This is a genomic window from Candidatus Omnitrophota bacterium, assembly GCA_030688425.1.
Classification (GTDB): Bacteria; Omnitrophota; Gorgyraeia; order Zapsychrales; family JANLHA01; genus JAUYIB01.
Genome location: JAUYIB010000012.1, coordinates 840630 through 860148 on the forward strand (window position 1 = coordinate 840630; position 19519 = coordinate 860148).

Genomic DNA, 19519 nt, shown 5'->3' on the forward strand with positions numbered 1-19519 from the left:
TCCTCATGCACCTGCTGTTTTGGCCCTGGCCAAGATCGAATCAAGCGCCGGGGTTTTTATGCCTATCCTGCGAGCCTGACGGACAAGGGCACCAGTAATAAAATCGAGCTCCGTCAAGCGCCCAGCTGAAATATCCTGAAATATTGATCCCCGGTGAGATATGCCCGTCAGATCCCCGTCGCGCACCCTGCGAATGAGCCGTAAGGGATCGAACGCAAGCCGCACTCTTAAAGCCCTGGCTACGGCTCGACCTTCCTTAACTGCCTGCCGCACCAATTCCCAGGTTCCCCGGTTCTTCTTTAGAATATCATATTTCTGCCCGGTTATGACGGGCAATGGGTTCATCGCCGCGCTAAAAATGAGTTTTGCCCAAACAGGCCCGCGAGAATCACGGTATGCTTTGGCCCCAATGCCGCATTCGCAAAAAAGGCCGGCAACCAGCGGCGCCCCATCACCACCGATATAGATATCGCCTCGATAAAATAATGTTGCTTGGCCAGGGCCTCTTTCTTGGCAGGCCATCGTTGTCACGCCACGACATACATGAGCCCGCTTAAAAAATCGTTTCGTCCAACCGATATCAAAAATCCCATTCTGCGGGAAAAATACGCACCGCGGATCAAGCCCGGCTGCTTCCGCTACCGCCCCCCGCATGTCCATAATCTTGGTTGCAATGATTAAGACCTCAACCTTGTCGCCCGCCAGTTCTGTCAGGGACGAGACTGTTCGAACTTTCACCTTTTGCGTATGCCCTTGTTCTTTGATAATAAACCAGCCCTTCCTCAGCGCCCGATAAATCACAGGATTTCGTTCATACACGGTTACGGCCGCCTGCTCCGCCAATAAGGCCGCAAAGCACTTCCCCAATGCCCCGGCACCGATAATGACGATTTTACCCATCACGCCTCCAACAAAGAAAGAACACCGCTATTAAGATCCTCCAGCGTTCGGCTTTTCAATATCAAATTTGCCAGTGTTCCTCCCTGGAAGCGCAATACCTGGTCATAATCCCTGATTACCCGCTGCTCCGGCTTAGACTTGAGAAAAAACACAAGCTCTTGCATCAATGCAAGGCTTTGCTCGGATTCCGTCATACACCAAAAATCAAAAAACGGTTCCCGCAGGCACATCTGTAAGATATCTCGCATCAATGCCGGGCTCACCTCCATCTGGATAGGGAGAAAATTCATTATAAACATAAACGGAATAATATAGTTAGGGACGGCGGGGGCCCGATCTCGCCTGTTAAACAATATTTGCCAGCCAATATTGGGTTCGATACCATTTAAGGATCCGATCCGGAGGACCATCTCAAGATTACGGCGCAGGGCTGGGGCCGTCTCCCCACGAATCCCCGTCATGAAAGAAAGCTGGAGCTCTGTCTCTTTTCGGCGGTACTTCAGAAACGCCGCCAGTCTCTTCGCGCTATTTTCTCCCTTGCGTATACGTCGCAACAATGCCAGGTCAACATGCTCAACGCCAAAAAAAATCGTTCGGCAACCCGCCGCGGTCATCCGATCATAGATATCAGGATCAATGTCATCTAACCTCGTCTTACAACGCCACGTTACCCCGGGGTTTTCCTTTTCCAAACGCTTAAGGAATGACTCGGTAAATGGCCTGTCCGATATAAAATTTGGTTCACAGAACTCAAAATATGTTTTCCCACCACGCTGGCCGGCACGCATCCACTGCAACACCTCATCCGGAGACCGCTGCGTGATCGCCGGCGCCCCTTCAAACGGCAGACGGTTATAACAAAAAGAACACTTGGCATAACAGCCAAACGTCAAATATCCCCAGAAACGGTAATTTTGATAGCCATAACGCCCCAAGGATTTTTCAAGATGTTCAAAGAAAATATCGTCCGGTAAATGAGGATCCCCGATATGTTGCTTCACATACTCCTCGATATCCAATGGACTAAATGTGATGTTCTCCCGCCAGATCAAGGATGTTTCATATAAGGAAAAATAGGGGGAACAAATGATGATTTTTTTATTTTTTAACAGGGGTAAATAAAGATAGAGGAAAACCAGCGATTCGATCTTGGGATAATTATTATGACAAGCCATGGAAACAAGGATCGTTTCCTCCTTGATGCTGGTCAGCAATTGCATGAGAGACGAACGAAAGTCAGGTTCAGTGGACCGTTCGATATCATAAAACCCGTAAGGGCAACCCAATTCATCGAGAATGGCTAAAGCTTTGACCAACCCGACCGGCAACAGGCCATGATGTTTGGGAATAATCTGAAGGACCGCGAGCGAACGGGACTCCTTCATGATCTCCTCCTCATTCGTTCAAGGACGAGGTACCCCCCGGCCTTATTCGCATTGACCTTTAGATCAAATTTCTGCGCGCATTGCGCAAGCAAACGGCCCGGGGAAACCCCGCAACCCATAAAATCATCCCCCGGATCGAGATAACTGATAATCCGTCCACCCGAACGCAGCAACCCCATCATCCTTGCCAGCTTTACCTGATAATATGCCAAGGTCTCCTGCCAGAAAATATCTGACAAATAAATTAAATCCAATGATCCCCGCTTAAAATAATCGGGGCTGTCAAAAATATCCATCCGCACAAACCGTAAACAATCAAGGCGCTCACGCACTCGGTCGGCAAACCACAGGTCTTTTTCCCAGAATGGTCCGGATTCCCGCAAGACAAACATTTCATCGTCCGTAATAAGTTCATATTTTTCAGCCAATCCAGCGGGAGGCACAATCTTTTTACCAGTGACCGCATGGTATAAATACACCTGTTGCAGACTGCGAACGTTCTTTTTAACCGCTGCAATCCTGCCGGGATAGGCCTTCCGCAACCGCTCAAAAGATGGCATTGCCTTATTTTTCTTTAATAAAAAGGCTTTGGCCGCAAGCACAAAAAGCTGGGCGGGATTCGTATCAACCGCCCATAAAGAGCATCTCCCATGGACGGCACCAAGGATGGTCAAGGCCTGGTTACCACCGCCGCAACAAGCCAAAATATTACGGCAGTCGCCGGAAGAGACCAACGCGGCAAGCTGTGGCAGTGGTTCTGTGGTGTCATAATACCGGACAAACCCGCCAAAGCGTTTTAGCGCCTTGTAGATTCCTATTTTCTCAAACCTGTCTCTTTTCATCATTAAAAGAAAACCTGGGAAGAAGCGGCCTTCAAAATAAATTTTCTACCAACGACAAGGCCACACATCTTTGATGCACAGGAAGTCAACACAGATTGAAATCCACGCGTAGGGGTGTTATCGGCAAGAACCACGTTGCTCAAAGCCTTGCCTTATTAAAAACCCAATTGGTAATACAAATTCATCAACCAAGGATCAGCGTAGGTCCTGAGCAATGAGTTCCCCTTGCTATAATCCTGCCGCGGATCATACTGATTGCGAAAACGAATCTGCAGGCGCGACAAAAATTCTTCTCCAAACAAAATCCTTGCAAGAGAAGTGAATTCGTGAAGCCGGCGGATCTCCCATTTCCCGGAATATTTCCATACCCCTTTGGAGAGGGCCACCAGGCCGGATTGCCGGAGAAACTGCAAACCTTCCCCGCAATGTTGATCAAGAGATACGCCGAAACGCCGGAAGAAAGCCCGCTCATCAAGGCCATAGAAGATCGCTAACACCGCATAATGGGACTTTACGTAGCCAAAGTCCTGCGCACAGGCATCGACCCGCGTAAAATCTACCGTAGAATTTTCATCAACGTGATAAAAAACAGCTCCCGGGAATTGCCCCCGGGCAGAAGGGCCGAAGGCCGCAATCGCCGTATCAAGGTTCAAATATGCATTTCTCCCCCCCTCTCCTTTTAACGAAAACGCGTCATACCCTTTGCGGCGAAACCCTGCCGCGGTCAGAATCTTGAACGCAGCGTTCAGCATGTCATCTCGCCTTTTAAAAAATTCGGGAACTGTTTCTCCAAGGCTGCACAATTTTCTCGGTGATGAGCCGCAATAAGGGTAAATATGCGCGCTGGTAGCCCCTCCATCAATTAAAGTCTTTAGATCGTCAATAAAACTGCTTACAGTCTGTCCGGGGAGGCCCGCCATGAGATCAAAATTCACATAAGGAACCCCCGCTTTTTGGGCCGACTTCAAACACCATAATACTTTTTTCCTTGTTTGAGAACGACAAACCAGTTTTAAAACCTTCTCATCCAACGATTGTACGCCTACGCTTAGGCGGTAAAGTCCCCGGGTTGACAATGCCGCCAGCTTCGATGCTGTCCAGGAAGAAGGATTGGCTTCGAAAAGAATCTTACGGCGCTTGGCCGGAAAGGCCTTGTCAACCTCATCAAGAATAGCCGTGATTTGCGCCTCATCAAGGATGGACGGGGTGCCTCCTCCAAACAAAATGGTATCAGCATCCATGCCCTTATGGAGAGGCGCAAGAAGCATCATCTGATGTGCCAGGGCTTTGATATAGGCGTCAATCTCCGCACGTTTCCGCAACAGGACCTTAGAACAATCACAAAACGTGCATATCCGCCCGCAAAAAGGGACATGAATATACAGTTGGGCCTTGTCAATGGAGCGCACAAAAGCATCTTTTTGCCGCGCAGTCCTCACCATTTCTGCGACGGCATCCCACGATGACGGAACCGTTAAAGCGCCGATCAAAGCATCTTCGAATGACAAAGTTTTAGTATAGTTAAGAAAAAACAGGAAATTGCGCTTATCGAAACTGTCCTGGTCCATATCCATTGCACTCCTTCACATCAAGCTACGACTGGCGCCTCCGTTGCCTTGCACAACAAACACGGCCGCCAATACGGCTTCGACACATCCATGACTGGGTTGAATCCGTTTCTCTCAAAAAAGATCTCTTCAAAACTTTTCGACAGCAAATTCCCGAAGAAAAAAGGATCTTTGCCGATAGGTAATCCATTAACCGCGCGGAAGGGATTATAGCAGCCATAACAATCACCATTACCGTCGATAAACATCACATATTTATGGACCTCACAAGAGTATTGCGTATGCCTGGAGCAACCGTGGATATCCGCGCCCGGCTTTCCGGAAAGCGGTTTTAACCTCTTGAGCAACAACTCTGTTTTCTTGATAAAATCCACCAGGTTCGTGCGCTCCAACAAGTATTGTTCCCGGCTATTTAATCGCGCCAATAATAAGACTTTTTGCAATCCTCCATAATCGAACCCAAGGTATTTCGTGGTCTTAATATAACTGTGCACGTGTTGATAGGAGACGTACAACCTCCGCGTGCCCAATTCAGCGGCAAGCAAACGGTGCACCTCCTGAGGGAAAGAGAAGGCATCCTTCAAGGATTGCGTTGATATGACATAATTCGTCTTAAGTGTGACGTCGAGATTCCTTGCAGAAATAGACCGCATAACATTCTTCACCAGGCCGATACAGCGGTCAAAAGAGAACCCGGGCGAGGGCTGATGGATCGTGGCCATCCCATGTTCATCAACAGCGTTTAAATTGATCGTGAGTTGCCTTATGAAGGGCAGGATCTCGATAATCGCCTTGTCATTAAGCGCATTGGATAACAACTCGACCTGATATCCCAGGTCATGCGCCATGGCAACCACTTTGGTGAACACCGGGTTCAAGGTCGGCTCCCCGCGTCCTCCTATTTCCAATTCCCGGAATCCGCGCGCATAAGCGGCCGAGAGGACATCATACCAACGCTGCGGGCTCATCGAATCCTTATCACTCAGGGGGTGGGCCTCTTTAACATAGCCATACATGCAGAATGTACAATGGTATTGACATCCGTCATAAAGCGAGATCAATAATCGTTTATTTTCCATAAACCGCGCTTACCCCAGATCTTTAGGCGTGACGGAAGGCATCCAGCTTCCCGGCATTGTGCCTTGATACATTTCAGGCAATCCCGCGCAATCTGTCCCCTCACAACAAGGATGCTTTTGAAAACCGCAAGATTGATATCTTGCATCAAAATTCCTGCTTATCCCATAGCATTGCGGCTGCTGCATTTGATGAAACTTTTTATAAGGCCAGTCCAGAAGACACACCGGGAAATATCTTACACGTATTCCCCTGTGGTGATTTACAAGGTGTTTTAACGTCTTATTAAGATAGGGGGCCGCCAACGCATAAGGAAGTATTAATTCATATCCCTTCAAGCTCATAGGCACATACCCCCAGAAATGCATCTCAATAATATTTTTGAATCTCAGAAGGAACTCCCCGATTTCCGGCAGGACCGCATAATTCATGGAATTCATAACAGTATTTGTGATCACGGTCAGGCCTAATTTATCAAGATTTTCTAAACCCCTGACTGTTTGAGCGTGCGCTCCAGTCCTTCCCGTAATCCTTTTAGAAAGATCGTCGTCCGTAGCGTGGAAGGAAACAAAAAATTGATTAACGCCCGCGGCTTTCAACACTTCTGCCTTACGAAGATCAGACAAGGCCCTCGCGTTAGTCTGGATCATGACATTGCGATACCCATAATCCCTAGCGCAAGAAGCATATTCCGGCAACTGCTCATTGAGCGTGACTTCGCCCCCGGAAAGAATAACCCCCGAGTGCCTGCCCTTCGGGATCGACTCCAAGAATTTCCTAAAATAAGACAAGGAAATGACGTGCAAATCGACCAACGCGCCGTCAGCGCCTTCTATCCAACAGATATTACATTTGCTGTTGCATTTATTCTCGATCACAAAGATCGCATATTCATGATCTTTCATCCAAGAACCTTCCTGGGGGCTTAGAATACGCTATAGTAACTGCTTTTACTAAATACGGGCCCCTGAGGGCCGAGGGCGCAATCAAAGGCGACATCGTATAATAAATGGTCCAGTTTTTCTTTGCGAGACCTGACGAAATCCACAATATGAGCCGGATAAGAGAAGTGCTCTAAAAAATACAATAATTGATCGACATTAACTCTGGAGAAATAAATGCCATCATTATTCTTCTTGTGAGCAACACATATTGTGTAACACGGCATTAACTGTCGGACCAAACTATGCCCCAACACAGAACCACGGTTTTTTCCCAAAACAAGGCTGTGCCCGACTTTATGAACGAACGACTCAGTCTCTTTCGGCATCCGAAAAAAGTCATAATGATTCTCAAAATACATCCCGTCATGACCCCAGTAATAACTGTTCCCCTGAGATATCCCCGGCCTCCCTTCCGTATAAAGATGGACGCCGTCTATCTGTTTGAAACCGAAGATATCATCGCTTAAATCGACTGAGAACATAAAGTAAGGCTGATGTTTAATGTCAATCTCTACAAATGGCGGGACATGGAAATATGAACGTAAAACTTTCAAAAGATTTGGCGCTGTCTTGCGGGGGTTCCTGACACGATGGTTATAAAAATACAATTCCCATGTTAGGGCATTGCAGCCCCATTTTACTCCCCACACTGTGTTCCAGGAGCCGATCGCATCCCGGATCTTCTTTATTATCGACCTAAATGCCTTCTGGCAAGCACTGTGCAGCAAAGAATTATATAAAAGGCTATCTGATGATAGCCGCCCTCGTGGGGAATCAATGGGCATATACGGATTGTGGCAGTAGTCATAATATTTCCATATTTTTTTCATTCGAGAATGCCCCGCCTTATAAAACATTCCGTTATAAATCTCTCCCGACTAAGAAATAAAATTTTATTTTCTGAACCGGTACCGATTGGATACTAATATACTGCAGACTCAACCCCGGGAAAATCCGGTAAAAATCAACAAGAAATCTTAAGGCCTCCCCTTTAGGGTCAAACATCCTCAAGTAGGAGGACATCTTTCTTGTTTTGCAGCATATATCAATCCTCAAAGAACGTCCACCCAAAAAATATCTTGCACAAAAAATCATTGCCTTCGGAAGAAGGCCTTCCTGCCGTAAGACATCATAACATAGGCGATCTTCTTTTAATAATTTTCCGGAGAGGCCGCCGGAAAACTGGTCCAGACTGAAAGGCCCAAAGTAAACCTTAATACTGGCCCGCCCCTCCAAGCCCCAATCAACCCCCGAGAACTCCACATCCCTGAACTGTTCCCAATCCCGCCTGAATGCGGCATCCGGGATATTTAATGATGAGAACAACCGTTGGATGTGCTCCACTTTCCCGGCTTGAGATTGTAAATCTCCGTAAGTATTATATAACTTTATACGACAAGCCTCGGATCCGGATGGATAATCGGCCAAGCCGATCCCAAAGCAATTGTCCGCGGCATTCTCAAAAAGGAAGTCTTGGCTCAACGGCACCTTGCAGCGAAAGGCTGAAAGCCATCTTAAGACATCCCGCCTGTGGAGACACATGATGGCTAATCGCATGTTGTCCACCCTCATGCCATTAACCAATTCGCATGAAATCTCGAATGACTCTTCCGGCGGCAGGGGAAGGCCTTCATAGGCGCGCAGATATCCGACAAAATCGGGTGAGCTGTCACGGCATAATAAATCAAAAAATTTTTTTCTGAACTCCAGATAAATCATATTCACAAATATCCCCAAATAGGTTAATATAAACCGTGAAAATTTTTAACCCGGACGCCATTTTCTTCTCCATCATCCTCATAACCGGTTGTTTGACTGTCATTACCGATTTAAGGCTAAGAAAAATATACAACACTCACCTGGCTGTCGGCACTGTTCTTGGGTTTGCCGCGATCATCTATGCGGCCGCCTGGGCGAAGGAGAGCGTTGTCGTTCACTTTATCAACGGCCTGCTCGCTTTTACCATCGGATTTTGTTTACACCGATTCGGGTTATGGAGAGGAGGCGATGCCAAGCTATTCGCGCTCTATGCATTCCTCATGCCGCCACTTCAAGGCGGCAATACCCTGTTTACCAACGCCGTTGATTTGTTTGCCTGCTCTTTTATCGCCGGGACGATTATCCTCATGCCCTTCTTAATAAAGAATACTGTTTCACATTTTAATACTCTGATCAAAACTCCCCTTCCTCTCGGGAAACTTAAATCCAGGAGCAGAGCCGTTGGAGTGACAGCCTTACTCTCCTGGGCTTTCTTTCCTGTTTTTCATTTCGCAGGAGCTCTCCACACTGCCATAGCCCCTTTCTTGATTACATTCTTTATTTTTTATCTCTACCATTTCATAAAAAAAACAATACCAGTCAACTATTTCACTGTAGGAGGCGTCATTGCTTTTGGCGCCATCATGCGCTTATGGCTAAGCCCCTCCTCTTTATCCTGGCCTGTTTTGCCCTATTCCATTCTTAAAATCACGCTGTTCACTTTACTATCCGCCAACCTTTACATCGCGATTGAAAATCTTAAAGAAAAACAGGACCGCGTCCCTTTTGCGCCGTTACTTTTTATGGGATGCATGCTAAGCTATAGCTCTTTTTTAATAAACATAGTACACTCCATGGAACGATGGAACGGCCTCCTCTTCCGATAGAGATCGTCATAGAGATCACCGGCAAATGCCGACAGGTCTGCCCCTATTGCACCGGGCCGCGGACCCCGCATGTGCCCTGGAGCGACATCAAGAAAACTCTTGATGAGGCTGCGGGCCTTGGCATCCGCACCGTCCGCATCACCGGCGGGGAACCTCTCATTTCCCCGGACTTCCGCAAGGTCCTATCCTATGCCAAATCCAAGAAGTTCACGGTCATTCTGAACACCGCCGCTGAGGACATGACCCCCTCCCTGCTCAAAGCTGTGGCGATGAATGTCGACGCCGCGCTTGTTTCCCTGCAGGGATATGACGAACGGACCAACGCGGCGTACACGCGTTCACGCAATCCCTTCCTCGACAAAGTCAAGAATATCTTCCTGCTGAAGGCCTATCTCCCGACCCTGTGGCTGGCCACCGTCATCACCCCCACATTGGGCCGGTCTTTCCAGAAATTCCTGCCGCTTGTCCAGAAAATCAATCCGGACTGCTGGTCGCTGTTCCGGGCCATCAGCGAGACGGACGAGGTCAAACATATGGACCGCGCGTTCTACCGCACCCTCACGCTCAACATCATGAAGGCCCGCCGGGAGAATATCAATGTGTCCATCGGCAACGCCATCCCCCTGTGCCTCACAGGGAACCTCAAAACGGGCCAACAGGCGTTCATCGGCGGCGAGTTTGACGACGGCCATGTGCGCCTGGTCCGCAGCGCCAAGGGGTTCTTCAAGCCGAGTTATTTCCTGGAAACAAATCTTGGGGACACAATCCAGGCCGCCTGGGCCAATCCCTTCCTGCGGGAGCTCGACCGGACGGATTATTTGCCGAAGGAATGCCAACGCTGCCCCGTGCTGAACACCTGCCGCAGCGGGTGCCGGGCCATGGCCTTACGCGCCTACGGGACGGCCCTGGCTCCGGATCCTCTATTCGCTCCGGCTATCGCGAAAAAAGCCCTGTCAACGCCTTATCCAAAACATCCCCTCCCGCAAACCATTCCTGGGGGATTTCCGGGATAACTGCCTTCCGGCCGGATGCCTCCCGTATTGCCACCGACAAGCTCTTGGCGGTTAAATCTTTAATGGACAAAATCCTGGCCCCGATCGTTTCTCTCAACATCCCTGCCCGCGCCGGCTGCTCAAAAAAGGAAATCTTGCCATACCCCTCAAAAGGAATCACCACGGCTTTTTTCCGGTGTTTCATCAACATAACAGAGGTATGATACGCAGCCATGGATACGCACACATCGCTGTCCGCGATCAACCCTTCATAATCACCCAAAGATCTCAGCAACACCAAATTATTCACCTTCTTCTTCCCAACCAACGCGGCAAAGAAATCCCTCTCCTGCAATGTCGTCGACGGCCCCGCGATGACGGTCAAATAATATTCTTTCCCGAGCAAGTCGCTGGCGCGGATGGCCTCTGCAATCACTTTGGGATAAACCGCTCCCCCGCCCCGGACAACAGCCACCCGGCAAGCTCCTTTGGGCACAGGTGGCTTAGGTAGATTCTCATCCTCATCATCATACACCACCTCTTGCCGAGGTAACAGATACCCCGCAAAGCTTATCTTTGAAGCGTTTCTTTCAAAAAACTCGAGATATCTTTGCCGATCCTCCTTCCGGGGAAATGAACCGGCAATAAATTTTTTTTCCAGATGTGGCGAAAAAATGATGATCTGAGCATATAATTTTAATATTTTCTCCCTCCACGCATAATTTGTCCCGACCAATAAAGGATACCCTGCCACCCCCCATAAAGTCGAGCCTTGCGCGGATGCCTTGACCAGGGACGGGATCAATTCATGGCGGCATTCTTCCCGACCTATGGGGAAAAGCTCTGTTATAAAAAGATCCGGCCTTTCCCGAGTCAGGATATCCACACACATTTGAGCCCGCGCTGCGGCATCGATCCCACCCCCCGGGTTGGGCTCCCGGAAATAACGACGGGCCATAAACGTTCCCGGTAATGGATACCCCCGGCCCACCAGATCTATTTTAGCCTTACGCTGTTGAACCCCCGCATGAATAAAAAAAAGGTCCCCTTGCGGGAACCTTGTTTTAAAAACCTCACCAACCGCCATGACACGGGAGGTATGGCCAAAACACTCAAAATGGGAAAAATAAATACCCACCTTGAGACAAGCCCTACTGATCATATATTGCAGGCTTCGTTTTGAGATTTGCCCCTGGGGTATTGCATGCTTTACGCATATCGCTATTAACGATACCCGAGCAATCCCCCAACCCATCCACGACGCCAAGCCATGTATAAAAATCTTTTTCTTCCTCCTCGTGCGTTCTCTGATGTGCAAGGATACGACACCCCGACAACGCACTATACGACAGAAAGTCCCATTGGGGACCGAAGGGACCGAGGAAATCCTTTATTTGCTTCTCGCACAAACCCCCGGATCCCTTTGAAGCATAGATAAACGCTATATGTTTTACAATGTCCTCTTCCCGGCTACCGGGGATATGGGCCATCAATGTTCGCCTTGTTTCAAACCCGGGAGATTTCATTAAAGCACACATTATCGCATCCAGCTCCGGATCTTCTTTGGTCACCGGGTCAAAAACGTCCACAAAACAATCATTGATCCTTTTCCCTGCGCCTTTCCCATCACATACCTTAGTAGCGCAAACCCCCGCTTTAATCCGCTTCGCATCTTTTAAACATCCCGCATCATTGCTACACAACGACAAATCGCCTGCGGCTGCCGCAAATTTTCTAAGCTCCAAATCTTTTATGAAAACTTTTGTTGGATCCAGGGATTCTTCCTCAAGCAACTGCTCCTGATTTACAACCCGATCGGATTCAACCACCTGAGGAGGACGGGCCCTTGTCTTAATTAAAAAATTAATAAACCCCGTCACCCCGGCAACGAACAACAAAACAAGCAGACCAATAATTAGGACAGACCTGAGACGCATAATTATTCCTGTCGCTAAAAGTGATTAATAGGTATGCGTCGTGATATTGGTGTGCGTGACACAAGAATCCGGCGGATTGTGGACAGTCACAAAGTTAGAATGAGACGCGGATTGCCCTGAACTCATGTCTGTCAAAGCGCCGGTCATTCCCAAAGCGGCGACGGTGGACAACCCGACTTTAAAAATCGTCTCCTTACTGACAAAGCCGTCCTCGTCTTTCATCAATTCCCCCAGAGACTTGGTCAACGGGATCTTCTTATGGCTGATCTTGCTTGCCTTCTTCTTTTTCATACGACACTCCTTGGGGCCAGCGTTGAAAAATTTCCGCGTATTTTTTATCACTCAGCAGGTAAGAAAACACCGTCCGGAACTGATGCGCAAGCACTTGTTCCAACCTCGAGTTCCCCATCAGAACAACGTTTTTCTCCAAAGCGTAATTGACAACCGGGTCCACCCCAAGCCACGGGCTGTAAACAGAACGGTAATTCCACAGGTCGGAGCAACCGGCGCTCAAGAGGAACAGCAGGTTCTCCTTATTGAGCATGTCATCATAATTTTCCTTATTGATGTCCCCCAGCCGGAAAATATCGTCCCCCAACATCCTCGCCTCGTCCGTCGGATAGCACCCTCCGTCCGGCGCGTAAGCCATCACGGTGCGACCGAAGCCGCAGGGGTTCATCATGTTGACGTAAGCAGGGTCTTTTTTAAATAAAATCTTGGTCAAGATGGTCCTGGCGATACGCTCGCTCAGAAACGTGCCGGACGTATTCAATTTCATGATATACGCCATGGCCCGGTCGTAAAACCCGTTAAACTCCTCCGCCGTATACCCGACATCGTCCCAGCAATTACAAGCATACCCGATCTTATTGACCGGCCGCAAGGCGATTTCCCCCTGCCCCAATCGCAGGTATTCATCGATGATCCGCTCCGGGTGCGCCAGCGAATGCCTTGTAATCGTCGGCAGCATGCTGACCCTGCGCCCGAACTTCTTGGCAAGATGCTCAATCTTTTCCACCACTTCCGCGTGCGAGCCCCGCCCGCCCACCGTCACCCGGTTCTTGTCGTGGATGTCCGCCGGGCCGTCCAGGGACGTGCAGACCTGGACGTCGTGGTCGGCCAAAAAGCGCATTTTTTCGTCATCCAGCAGCAACATGTTGGTCACGATGACGATGCTGAGATTCTTGCCAAGGGTGTTGAACTTGCGCGCGTTCTCTGTAAGAAGCTGGACCACCGGCCAATTGAGCAGAGGCTCCCCGCCCTGGAACTCCAGGGTCACGGATTTGTTCTCAACGTCAAAAAGATACTGCAGGACGCGGGCCGCCGTTTCCATGGACATGTCTTCGGAAGAAGCCCCGCCCTCCGCGTGGCAATACGTGCAGCGGAGATTGCACCGTTTGGTCAGGACAGCGATATGAAGAGATGTATCTGAGAATAAGTTGGCGTTTAAGTTCCGGTAGTCATCGAGAACGCGGCGGATATTATCGGCATCGACGATCAATCCCCGTTCCAGCAAACGGTTAAACAAAGCGCCTCCCGGCGAAACGCGCAGGCTGTGCAACTGGCGGAACTCTTCGTCGTTCAAAGCGTCCCAACACCCAAGGACGTTGGTCACCAGGTATTTTTCGTTGAACTTTTCGGAATTGAACGGCAGTATGGAAAACTGAGCGGTTGGAGTCATATCAAGAGGGGGTTATTTTTGCGTCTTCGGGGCCGGCTTAGCCTTGGGGGTTCCCTTTTTTTCTTCCGCCTCAAGCTCCTTGATCAGATTCTCGATCTCCTTGTCCTCCGCCTCTTTGACGATTGATGGGGAAGCGGAGAACAGGGCCCGCTGAAGCAAAACTTTCATATTGTCGGCATTGATCTTCAAGCTGCTGAAATAATGCGCGTAATTCAGAAGTTCGTCGGAAAAATCCAGCGCCAGCTTTTCCAGATCCTGTTTGTCTTTTTTAGGCTTAAGCCAAGCCGCAACCAGGTCCCTTTTCTCTTCCTCAAGCCGGACATTGGCCCGGTACATAAAAACATATCCGGCCGAATGAATGGACTGCAACGGGTAAACTTTCAAATCGACCGGGACCTTGATCCAACCGTCTTCTTTTTCAAACTTTTTCTTCATAATAGTTCCTACCAATTTTTATCTGCAGGTTATAAAAAAATTTTCTAGTACCATTTTAAAGTATACATGTTTTGACGGGTTTTTCAATAAATTTTAAAAGACCCCTTCGTGCCGATAAAATTATATTGTATCTTGTTATTTATCAAAATCTTATGCCGCTAACAGGCCTCTTAACCGCCCCCCAGAACCCAGTGTCGTTTCCTGTTGAAAAGGGATATCCTCATAAGACCTGAAAATGATGTCTTCTTTGAGAAATTTCAGGGCACACAAAATTCTTTTTCATCATGAATCTACATCAATAGGACGGCCCTGGTCCGCTCCTTCACTAAGCCCCATAATATATTAACATTGATAAGGCTAAAGTCATCGAAATTAACATCAAAACTTGCCTTTGGTAAAACAATAGAATCAAAAAAGCCTTTTTCCCTTTTAATACAATCAATATAGTCGTCAACTCTGAGGACTCCCGTGCAAGGTCTCGTATAGCCTAATAATGAGACGACTTTTGACACCTTGACATTTTCGCCATTTAACCCGCAGAGATCATCGTATGTTCTCTCGGGACATAACACAAGATATTTCCGCCCATCGGCAAACATCCTCTTTAAGTTCGCTTTAAGTCCTTCTAAGTCTGATCTTAACAATCTGGGGCCATCACCCTCCTTGCGCCCTCCCTTGTAAAGATCATCGATAAACCAGATATCCACATCCGGATAACGCCCCATTAAATCAGATTTAAATTGCGGATAATCAACGGATACCTCATCTTTCACCATATCCTCAAAGAACCGGCAAGAGGACGGCACCTGGATGCGGATGGAGCAGGCCGGATCGTTTTCAAGCAATCCATCGATGGTGTCAAAAATGTCTCCGGAATCAACAAGGCTTTTTAAAGGGATGAGCCCGACATTGTATTCAATCTTATTTTCTCGCAATAAATTGATTGTCTCGATAACCCCCTCCGGGCTCTGGTTTTGCGCGAAGCATTTTTCCCGCTGACCATCTAACGTAATGACAGAGATCGCGACGATGATATCCTTCCCCCTGAGCTGTTCGGCAACCGTCCGGCTGATTCCCCGGCCATTTGTAACCCAGAATATCTGCTTTGAAAAAAAAATAATAAGAGGCATGACCTCCTCGAAGTACGGGGATTCCGCAATTTCACCGCTCCGGCAATGATAAGAATTGCCGACATAAGAAAGGTGGTCTGGAATATAATGGAGAAAATGGAAGATTTCAGCCGGGGTCAGAAACGGCATAATACGCAAGATATGGTGGGGGATATATCGATCAAAACAGAAAGAACATTTTTTGGAACAAAGCGAGCCGGCCACAACGGCGCAGTTCTCATAATCATTTTTTCCCGCGCGATAATTATCTTCGCCTATTTTATTGATCAAGGCGTTTTTGTCATCGACAAATTGTTTATTCATCAATCCCCGACACAATGCCGCCTTAAAACAGCGGCACTTGCGGCAAACATTTGAAATAAACGGCGATCTTATAAATAACTTATTAATATCTCTAAAACTATCGCCGTAATAAAGATTATTGCTCACCAGAAAAGAATCGGAGCTGATCTCAATACATTTGTCTGATGATGCCTCCGGGTGTTCATGATTCAGGAGACACGGCGGGAATCTCTTCAAAAATCTTGCTTTAATAGCGTTTTCTTTAAGATGCGCTGAAAACCCGAGAAATCTTCTGGATTCGGACTCAAAATTTGTTTCGTCAAACTCAAATTTATAAAACACTTGACTCATGATTTAACCAAAGTAAACGGGTTTCCTTGACGCGGCGGCCGAAACAGAGCACGGAGTCCGGCAACGGACGAGAATCCGTCATCGCATAACTGCTGATACTGGCAACCCCCAGCGAAATCAACGGCTGCAAGTTGTTCTTGGCCTCGTCTTCAGGCAAATAAACCGAAACGGGAATTCCCGCTCCGGAAAGATTCCCGATTCCCTTCACCGTCTGTTGATAGCTGTCCTTCACTCCCGTCATTCTGTCAAAACTCATTTTATCTAAGGAAAAAAACGGCACTTTAACGGCCTTGACGGGGAACTTTTTCAACTTTTTCACCAAGGAATCATCGGCAAAGATCCTGGCGTTGGTGTAAAGAACGATCTCAAAGTTTCGAGACGCCCGGTCCAGCAGAGACAGGATATCATCGCGAAAAAATATTTCCCCACCGTATAAATGGATCGCTTGATATTTGGGATCAATCTTCTCAATCTCTTCCAGCAGATCGGGAGTGCTTTTCTCGCCGGCCGGCAAATGGCAATCCTGGCATTCATTATTGCAGGAAGAACGACAGTCAATTCGATTCTGACTCGTTGCGAAAGTAAAAGGGGCATCCGCACTGACGTCCTTTAGACATGTTGCCAAATACTCTTTATCCCTTGTCGGGCAGTAAAGGCCGTCGCGCCTCAAAAGGGGATGCTCATGCATCCTGGAAAAGATTTCGGTCATTGACTCTTTATGAATATCTCCAAAGGCGATGGGCAAATAGGGGCACGGCATCACAAGGCCGTTACATGAGATATAACAAAAAACACTTTTAGCAGGGCACGACACTTTTTTCTCTTCTAATATTTTTGAGAGATAGCAAGATTGCGATTCGACATAGACGACGTCCTTGTATTTCAGGTCTATGCACTCCAGCATGGACAACTCTTCCTCTTGCGAACAAAACAACTTCTCGCTTTTCGAGCAATTCCCGACATAGCTGGGGAACAAGATCCGGACATTTTTAGCGCCATATCTTAAGCAGAACTCAATGTGGGTATTGATATCGCCGTTTGTAAAATATTCTTTGTCCTTTGGCACCAAGGACGTATGGACCGGCAACCCGAACCTGCGCGCATACAGAAGCGCCTTGAGAACTCCGACAAAAACCCCTTTCTTCCCCCTCTTTTTATCGTGAAGAGCCGGCCGATAATCATCCAGACTTAAATAAATCAAATCAAGCCCGGCCCGCTTTAGCTGCGAAACAAGATTTGAATCAAGCAACAACCCGTTACTTTCAAGAGACATAAAAAAATTGCGCTGTTTCCCAAGCGCAATGATCTCGCACAGATCGCTTCGCAATGTCGGCTCTCCCCCGGACAGGTCTACGTGGGTGAATCCGCCTAACAACAGATCGTCGAATATCTCCTTGATCCGATCGAGAGACAGCTCATTCGGGATGCTGTGGCCCAGGTATTTTATGCCGCAATGCCCGCAGTTACACTGGCAATCATAAGTTAAACTTAACTGGGCGACGGATCCTAAGTTATGCATAATGGTCGACATCCATGTTTTCCACAACGATTCCCCGTTTTTTTAACGAAACAACCCTGTTGGCAATTCCCAGCCTTTTTTCCTGCTCCCGCGCATCAACCTTGGGCCCTATTTTGCTGGCCCGGGTCAACGGGTTGTCAGAATACGTTATAATCATAAATTCATCAAATAAGACAGCGGCTTCCAATGACTCCAAATAATCCTTCATTGTTTCTGTGGGAAAGTTTATCAGCAGATGCGTGTATAGCCAAACGGCGGGGTTGAGACTCTTGATTTCTTTGACTATTTTCTTAACATCATCGACCTCATACTTCCTGCCCATGAGGCCCAGAATCCGTCGAGACCCGGATTGTATGGGGACATTGATATAGCTGATATTCCCTTTAGAGATAAAACAATGGAGCCTCGGGTATAAACGGATAAAATCACCCGGGAAAAAATTGCTGATTTTAAGCTTAATGTCATCGTGTCTAAGGCAGATCTTTTGTATCAATTCAACCAAATCGCTGCCGATATCAGCCCCGTAACTTCCGCAATCATCCGCCAGCAGGACAATCTCATCCCTTCCTTGCTCGGAGGCCTGCTGGATATCGCGGAGGATCTCATCATGGCTCCGGCTGACAACATCGCCCTTGGCTTTCTTGATATTGCAGTAACTGCAGCTGTACTTGCATCCCTGGCAAATGAGGACAAAATGCTCTCCATCCGTAATCTTTGTTTGATACGGGACGAATATTCTCGGGTCCACAGAATCATTCTTGATGGAATCCACCGGATGTTCAAACGCAAAAAATTTCTCAAGGGATTTTAATTCTCTTGGGCCGACAAAAACCATTTTGGGTTCAGGGCCTGCGCCTTTTGATTGAAAAGCCATCGCATAACAGCCAAAGATGACAACCTTCTCGATGTCTTTCTTCTGCAAAGCCGTGTCAATCAGCTGTTGGGCTTCAAGCATTTTAGCCTTCGTCACGCAACAGGTATTGACTAAGATAACGGGACAACCCAAGGGGTATCTAAAATCAACGCTGTACCCATTCATCTTCAGGAAATGCACGGCCCTGTTAAATAAAAACCCGCTGGGTTCACAACTTTTACTGCCGTTTAATATGCCAATTCTATATTTTTGGTCTATTTTCATTGATTTTTAATTTCTTAACAAAGGATGACCTGTATCCCCGCTTCGTCCCAGACGGACATTCCAAGCAGATGCCGGAACTCGTAAGCGACCCCTACACCCGGGGAGGCTGGTCACTAAATACTCAAGGTTAATTTTTTCGGAATTAAACGGCCTTATGAAAAACTGAGCGGTTGGAGTCATATCAAGAGGGGGGTTATTTTTGCGTCTTGGGGACTGTCTTTGCCTTCGGAGTTCCTTTCTTCTCTTCTGCCTCAAGCTCCTTGATCAAATTCTCGATCTCTTTGTCTTCCGCCTCTTTGACAATTACGGGGGATGCTGAAAAAAGGGCCCGCTGAAGCAACATTTTCATGTTGTCCGCGTTGGTCTTCAAACTGCTGAAATAATGCGCGTAATTAAGAAGCTCATCGGAAAAATCCAGGGCCAGCTTTTCCAGATCCTGTTTGTCTTTTTTAGGCTTAAGCCAAGCCGCAACCAGGTCCTTTTTCTCTTCCTCAAGCCTGACATTGGCCCTGTCCATAAAAACATAACTGGCCGAATGAATGGACTGCAAAGGATAAACCTTCAAATCGACCGGGACCTTGATCCAACCGTCTTCTTTTTCAAACTTTGTCTTCATAATAAACTCCAGAAATATTAACCAGCATCTTGTTAGGAGAACCTCAATACCCTTTTACAGTATACCCACTTTTGGGT

19 protein-coding genes are annotated in these 19519 nt (G+C 47.8%); 2 read left to right on the forward strand and 17 right to left on the reverse strand.

The window, feature by feature from the left end; all coding sequences use genetic code 11:
- Positions 1–3 precede the first annotated feature (3 nt).
- The 8 genes from Q8Q08_05075 to Q8Q08_05110 form a co-directional block, all read right to left on the reverse strand.
- Complete coding sequence (locus tag Q8Q08_05075; GenBank protein ID MDP2653386.1) at positions 4–900, reverse strand: 2-dehydropantoate 2-reductase; 897 nt, start codon at positions 898–900, stop codon at positions 4–6.
- A complete protein-coding gene (locus Q8Q08_05080) occupies positions 900–2285 on the reverse strand; it encodes a radical SAM protein (protein ID MDP2653387.1) in 1386 nt (461 codons plus the stop codon). Before Q8Q08_05080 ends, Q8Q08_05075 begins: the two co-directional genes overlap by 1 nt.
- Positions 2282–3130, reverse strand: coding sequence for a hypothetical protein (locus Q8Q08_05085; protein ID MDP2653388.1), 849 nt, complete (start codon positions 3128–3130; stop codon positions 2282–2284). The genes Q8Q08_05080 and Q8Q08_05085 overlap by 4 nt, the downstream gene beginning before the upstream one ends.
- A gap of 152 nt (positions 3131–3282) precedes the next feature.
- Complete coding sequence (locus Q8Q08_05090) at positions 3283–4701, reverse strand: radical SAM protein (GenBank protein ID MDP2653389.1); 1419 nt, start codon at positions 4699–4701, stop codon at positions 3283–3285.
- A 14-nt stretch (positions 4702–4715) separates the two neighbouring features.
- The gene (locus Q8Q08_05095) at positions 4716–5774 is read right to left on the reverse strand and encodes a radical SAM protein (protein ID MDP2653390.1); all 1059 of its coding nucleotides are present in this window, start codon (positions 5772–5774) and stop codon (positions 4716–4718) included.
- A 9-nt stretch (positions 5775–5783) separates the two neighbouring features.
- On the reverse strand, positions 5784–6677 hold the full coding sequence (locus Q8Q08_05100; protein ID MDP2653391.1) for a radical SAM protein: 894 nt from the start codon (positions 6675–6677) through the stop codon (positions 5784–5786).
- Positions 6678–6697: 20 nt separating this feature from the next.
- Positions 6698–7546 (reverse strand): hypothetical protein, encoded by an 849-nt coding sequence (locus tag Q8Q08_05105; GenBank protein MDP2653392.1) that lies wholly within the window; start codon positions 7544–7546, stop codon positions 6698–6700.
- A gap of 31 nt (positions 7547–7577) precedes the next feature.
- Positions 7578–8435, reverse strand: a complete 858-nt coding sequence (locus Q8Q08_05110; GenBank protein MDP2653393.1) for a hypothetical protein — start codon at positions 8433–8435, stop codon at positions 7578–7580.
- A gap of 35 nt (positions 8436–8470) precedes the next feature.
- Here Q8Q08_05110 and Q8Q08_05115 point away from each other — a divergent pair, with 35 nt between their 5' ends.
- Both Q8Q08_05115 and Q8Q08_05120 read left to right on the forward strand, forming a co-directional pair.
- The gene (locus Q8Q08_05115) at positions 8471–9361 is read left to right on the forward strand and encodes a hypothetical protein (protein MDP2653394.1); all 891 of its coding nucleotides are present in this window, start codon (positions 8471–8473) and stop codon (positions 9359–9361) included.
- Entirely contained in the window at positions 9337–10374 is a 1038-nt protein-coding gene (locus Q8Q08_05120; GenBank protein ID MDP2653395.1) for a radical SAM protein, read from the forward strand. The genes Q8Q08_05115 and Q8Q08_05120 overlap by 25 nt, the downstream gene beginning before the upstream one ends.
- Here Q8Q08_05120 and Q8Q08_05125 read toward each other — a convergent pair.
- The 9 genes from Q8Q08_05125 to Q8Q08_05165 all read right to left on the reverse strand — a co-directional run bounded on the left by Q8Q08_05125 (position 10295) and on the right by Q8Q08_05165 (position 19442).
- Positions 10295–11620 carry a hypothetical protein gene (locus Q8Q08_05125; protein ID MDP2653396.1) on the reverse strand — a complete coding sequence of 442 codons (1326 nt, stop codon included), beginning with the start codon at positions 11618–11620 and terminating at the stop codon, positions 10295–10297. The two genes, Q8Q08_05120 and Q8Q08_05125, sit on opposite strands and share 80 nt — an antisense overlap.
- A complete protein-coding gene (locus Q8Q08_05130) occupies positions 11505–12290 on the reverse strand; it encodes a hypothetical protein (protein MDP2653397.1) in 786 nt (261 codons plus the stop codon). The genes Q8Q08_05125 and Q8Q08_05130 overlap by 116 nt, the downstream gene beginning before the upstream one ends.
- A gap of 24 nt (positions 12291–12314) precedes the next feature.
- Positions 12315–12581, reverse strand: a complete 267-nt coding sequence (locus Q8Q08_05135; protein ID MDP2653398.1) for a hypothetical protein — start codon at positions 12579–12581, stop codon at positions 12315–12317.
- A complete protein-coding gene (gene hxsB, locus Q8Q08_05140) occupies positions 12547–13971 on the reverse strand; it encodes a His-Xaa-Ser system radical SAM maturase HxsB (GenBank protein ID MDP2653399.1) in 1425 nt (474 codons plus the stop codon). The genes Q8Q08_05135 and hxsB overlap by 35 nt, the downstream gene beginning before the upstream one ends.
- A 12-nt stretch (positions 13972–13983) precedes the next feature.
- On the reverse strand, positions 13984–14406 hold the full coding sequence (locus Q8Q08_05145; protein ID MDP2653400.1) for a hypothetical protein: 423 nt from the start codon (positions 14404–14406) through the stop codon (positions 13984–13986).
- A gap of 290 nt (positions 14407–14696) precedes the next feature.
- Positions 14697–16169, reverse strand: coding sequence for a radical SAM protein (locus Q8Q08_05150; protein MDP2653401.1), 1473 nt, complete (start codon positions 16167–16169; stop codon positions 14697–14699).
- Complete coding sequence (locus Q8Q08_05155; protein ID MDP2653402.1) at positions 16150–17700, reverse strand: radical SAM protein; 1551 nt, start codon at positions 17698–17700, stop codon at positions 16150–16152. Before Q8Q08_05155 ends, Q8Q08_05150 begins: the two co-directional genes overlap by 20 nt.
- Complete coding sequence (locus Q8Q08_05160) at positions 17681–18826, reverse strand: radical SAM protein (protein ID MDP2653403.1); 1146 nt, start codon at positions 18824–18826, stop codon at positions 17681–17683. The genes Q8Q08_05155 and Q8Q08_05160 overlap by 20 nt, the downstream gene beginning before the upstream one ends.
- 193 nt (positions 18827–19019) lie before the next feature.
- Positions 19020–19442, reverse strand: a complete 423-nt coding sequence (locus Q8Q08_05165) for a hypothetical protein (GenBank protein ID MDP2653404.1) — start codon at positions 19440–19442, stop codon at positions 19020–19022.
- Positions 19443–19519: the final 77 nt, after the last annotated feature.

Bases quoted from the DNA above. Each gene is read 5' to 3' on its own strand.
- Q8Q08_05165 (MDP2653404.1), bottom strand. From the start codon at position 19,442: ATGAAGACAAAGTTTGAAAAAGAAGACGGTTGGATCAAGGTCCCGGTC.
- Q8Q08_05105 (MDP2653392.1), bottom strand. From the start codon at position 7,546: ATGAAAAAAATATGGAAATATTATGACTACTGCCACAATCCGTATATG.
- Q8Q08_05160 (MDP2653403.1), bottom strand. From the start codon at position 18,826: ATGAAAATAGACCAAAAATATAGAATTGGCATATTAAACGGCAGTAAA.
- Q8Q08_05120 (MDP2653395.1), top strand. From the start codon at position 9,337: ATGGAACGGCCTCCTCTTCCGATAGAGATCGTCATAGAGATCACCGGC.
- Q8Q08_05075 (MDP2653386.1), bottom strand. From the start codon at position 900: ATGGGTAAAATCGTCATTATCGGTGCCGGGGCATTGGGGAAGTGCTTT.
- Q8Q08_05085 (MDP2653388.1), bottom strand. From the start codon at position 3,130: ATGATGAAAAGAGACAGGTTTGAGAAAATAGGAATCTACAAGGCGCTA.
- hxsB (MDP2653399.1), bottom strand. From the start codon at position 13,971: ATGACTCCAACCGCTCAGTTTTCCATACTGCCGTTCAATTCCGAAAAG.
- Q8Q08_05130 (MDP2653397.1), bottom strand. From the start codon at position 12,290: ATGCGTCTCAGGTCTGTCCTAATTATTGGTCTGCTTGTTTTGTTGTTC.
- Q8Q08_05145 (MDP2653400.1), bottom strand. From the start codon at position 14,406: ATGAAGAAAAAGTTTGAAAAAGAAGACGGTTGGATCAAGGTCCCGGTC.
- Q8Q08_05135 (MDP2653398.1), bottom strand. From the start codon at position 12,581: ATGAAAAAGAAGAAGGCAAGCAAGATCAGCCATAAGAAGATCCCGTTG.
- Q8Q08_05080 (MDP2653387.1), bottom strand. From the start codon at position 2,285: ATGAAGGAGTCCCGTTCGCTCGCGGTCCTTCAGATTATTCCCAAACAT.
- Q8Q08_05100 (MDP2653391.1), bottom strand. From the start codon at position 6,677: ATGAAAGATCATGAATATGCGATCTTTGTGATCGAGAATAAATGCAAC.
- Q8Q08_05090 (MDP2653389.1), bottom strand. From the start codon at position 4,701: ATGGATATGGACCAGGACAGTTTCGATAAGCGCAATTTCCTGTTTTTT.
- Q8Q08_05150 (MDP2653401.1), bottom strand. From the start codon at position 16,169: ATGAGTCAAGTGTTTTATAAATTTGAGTTTGACGAAACAAATTTTGAG.
- Q8Q08_05155 (MDP2653402.1), bottom strand. From the start codon at position 17,700: ATGTCGACCATTATGCATAACTTAGGATCCGTCGCCCAGTTAAGTTTA.
- Q8Q08_05095 (MDP2653390.1), bottom strand. From the start codon at position 5,774: ATGGAAAATAAACGATTATTGATCTCGCTTTATGACGGATGTCAATAC.
- Q8Q08_05110 (MDP2653393.1), bottom strand. From the start codon at position 8,435: ATGATTTATCTGGAGTTCAGAAAAAAATTTTTTGATTTATTATGCCGT.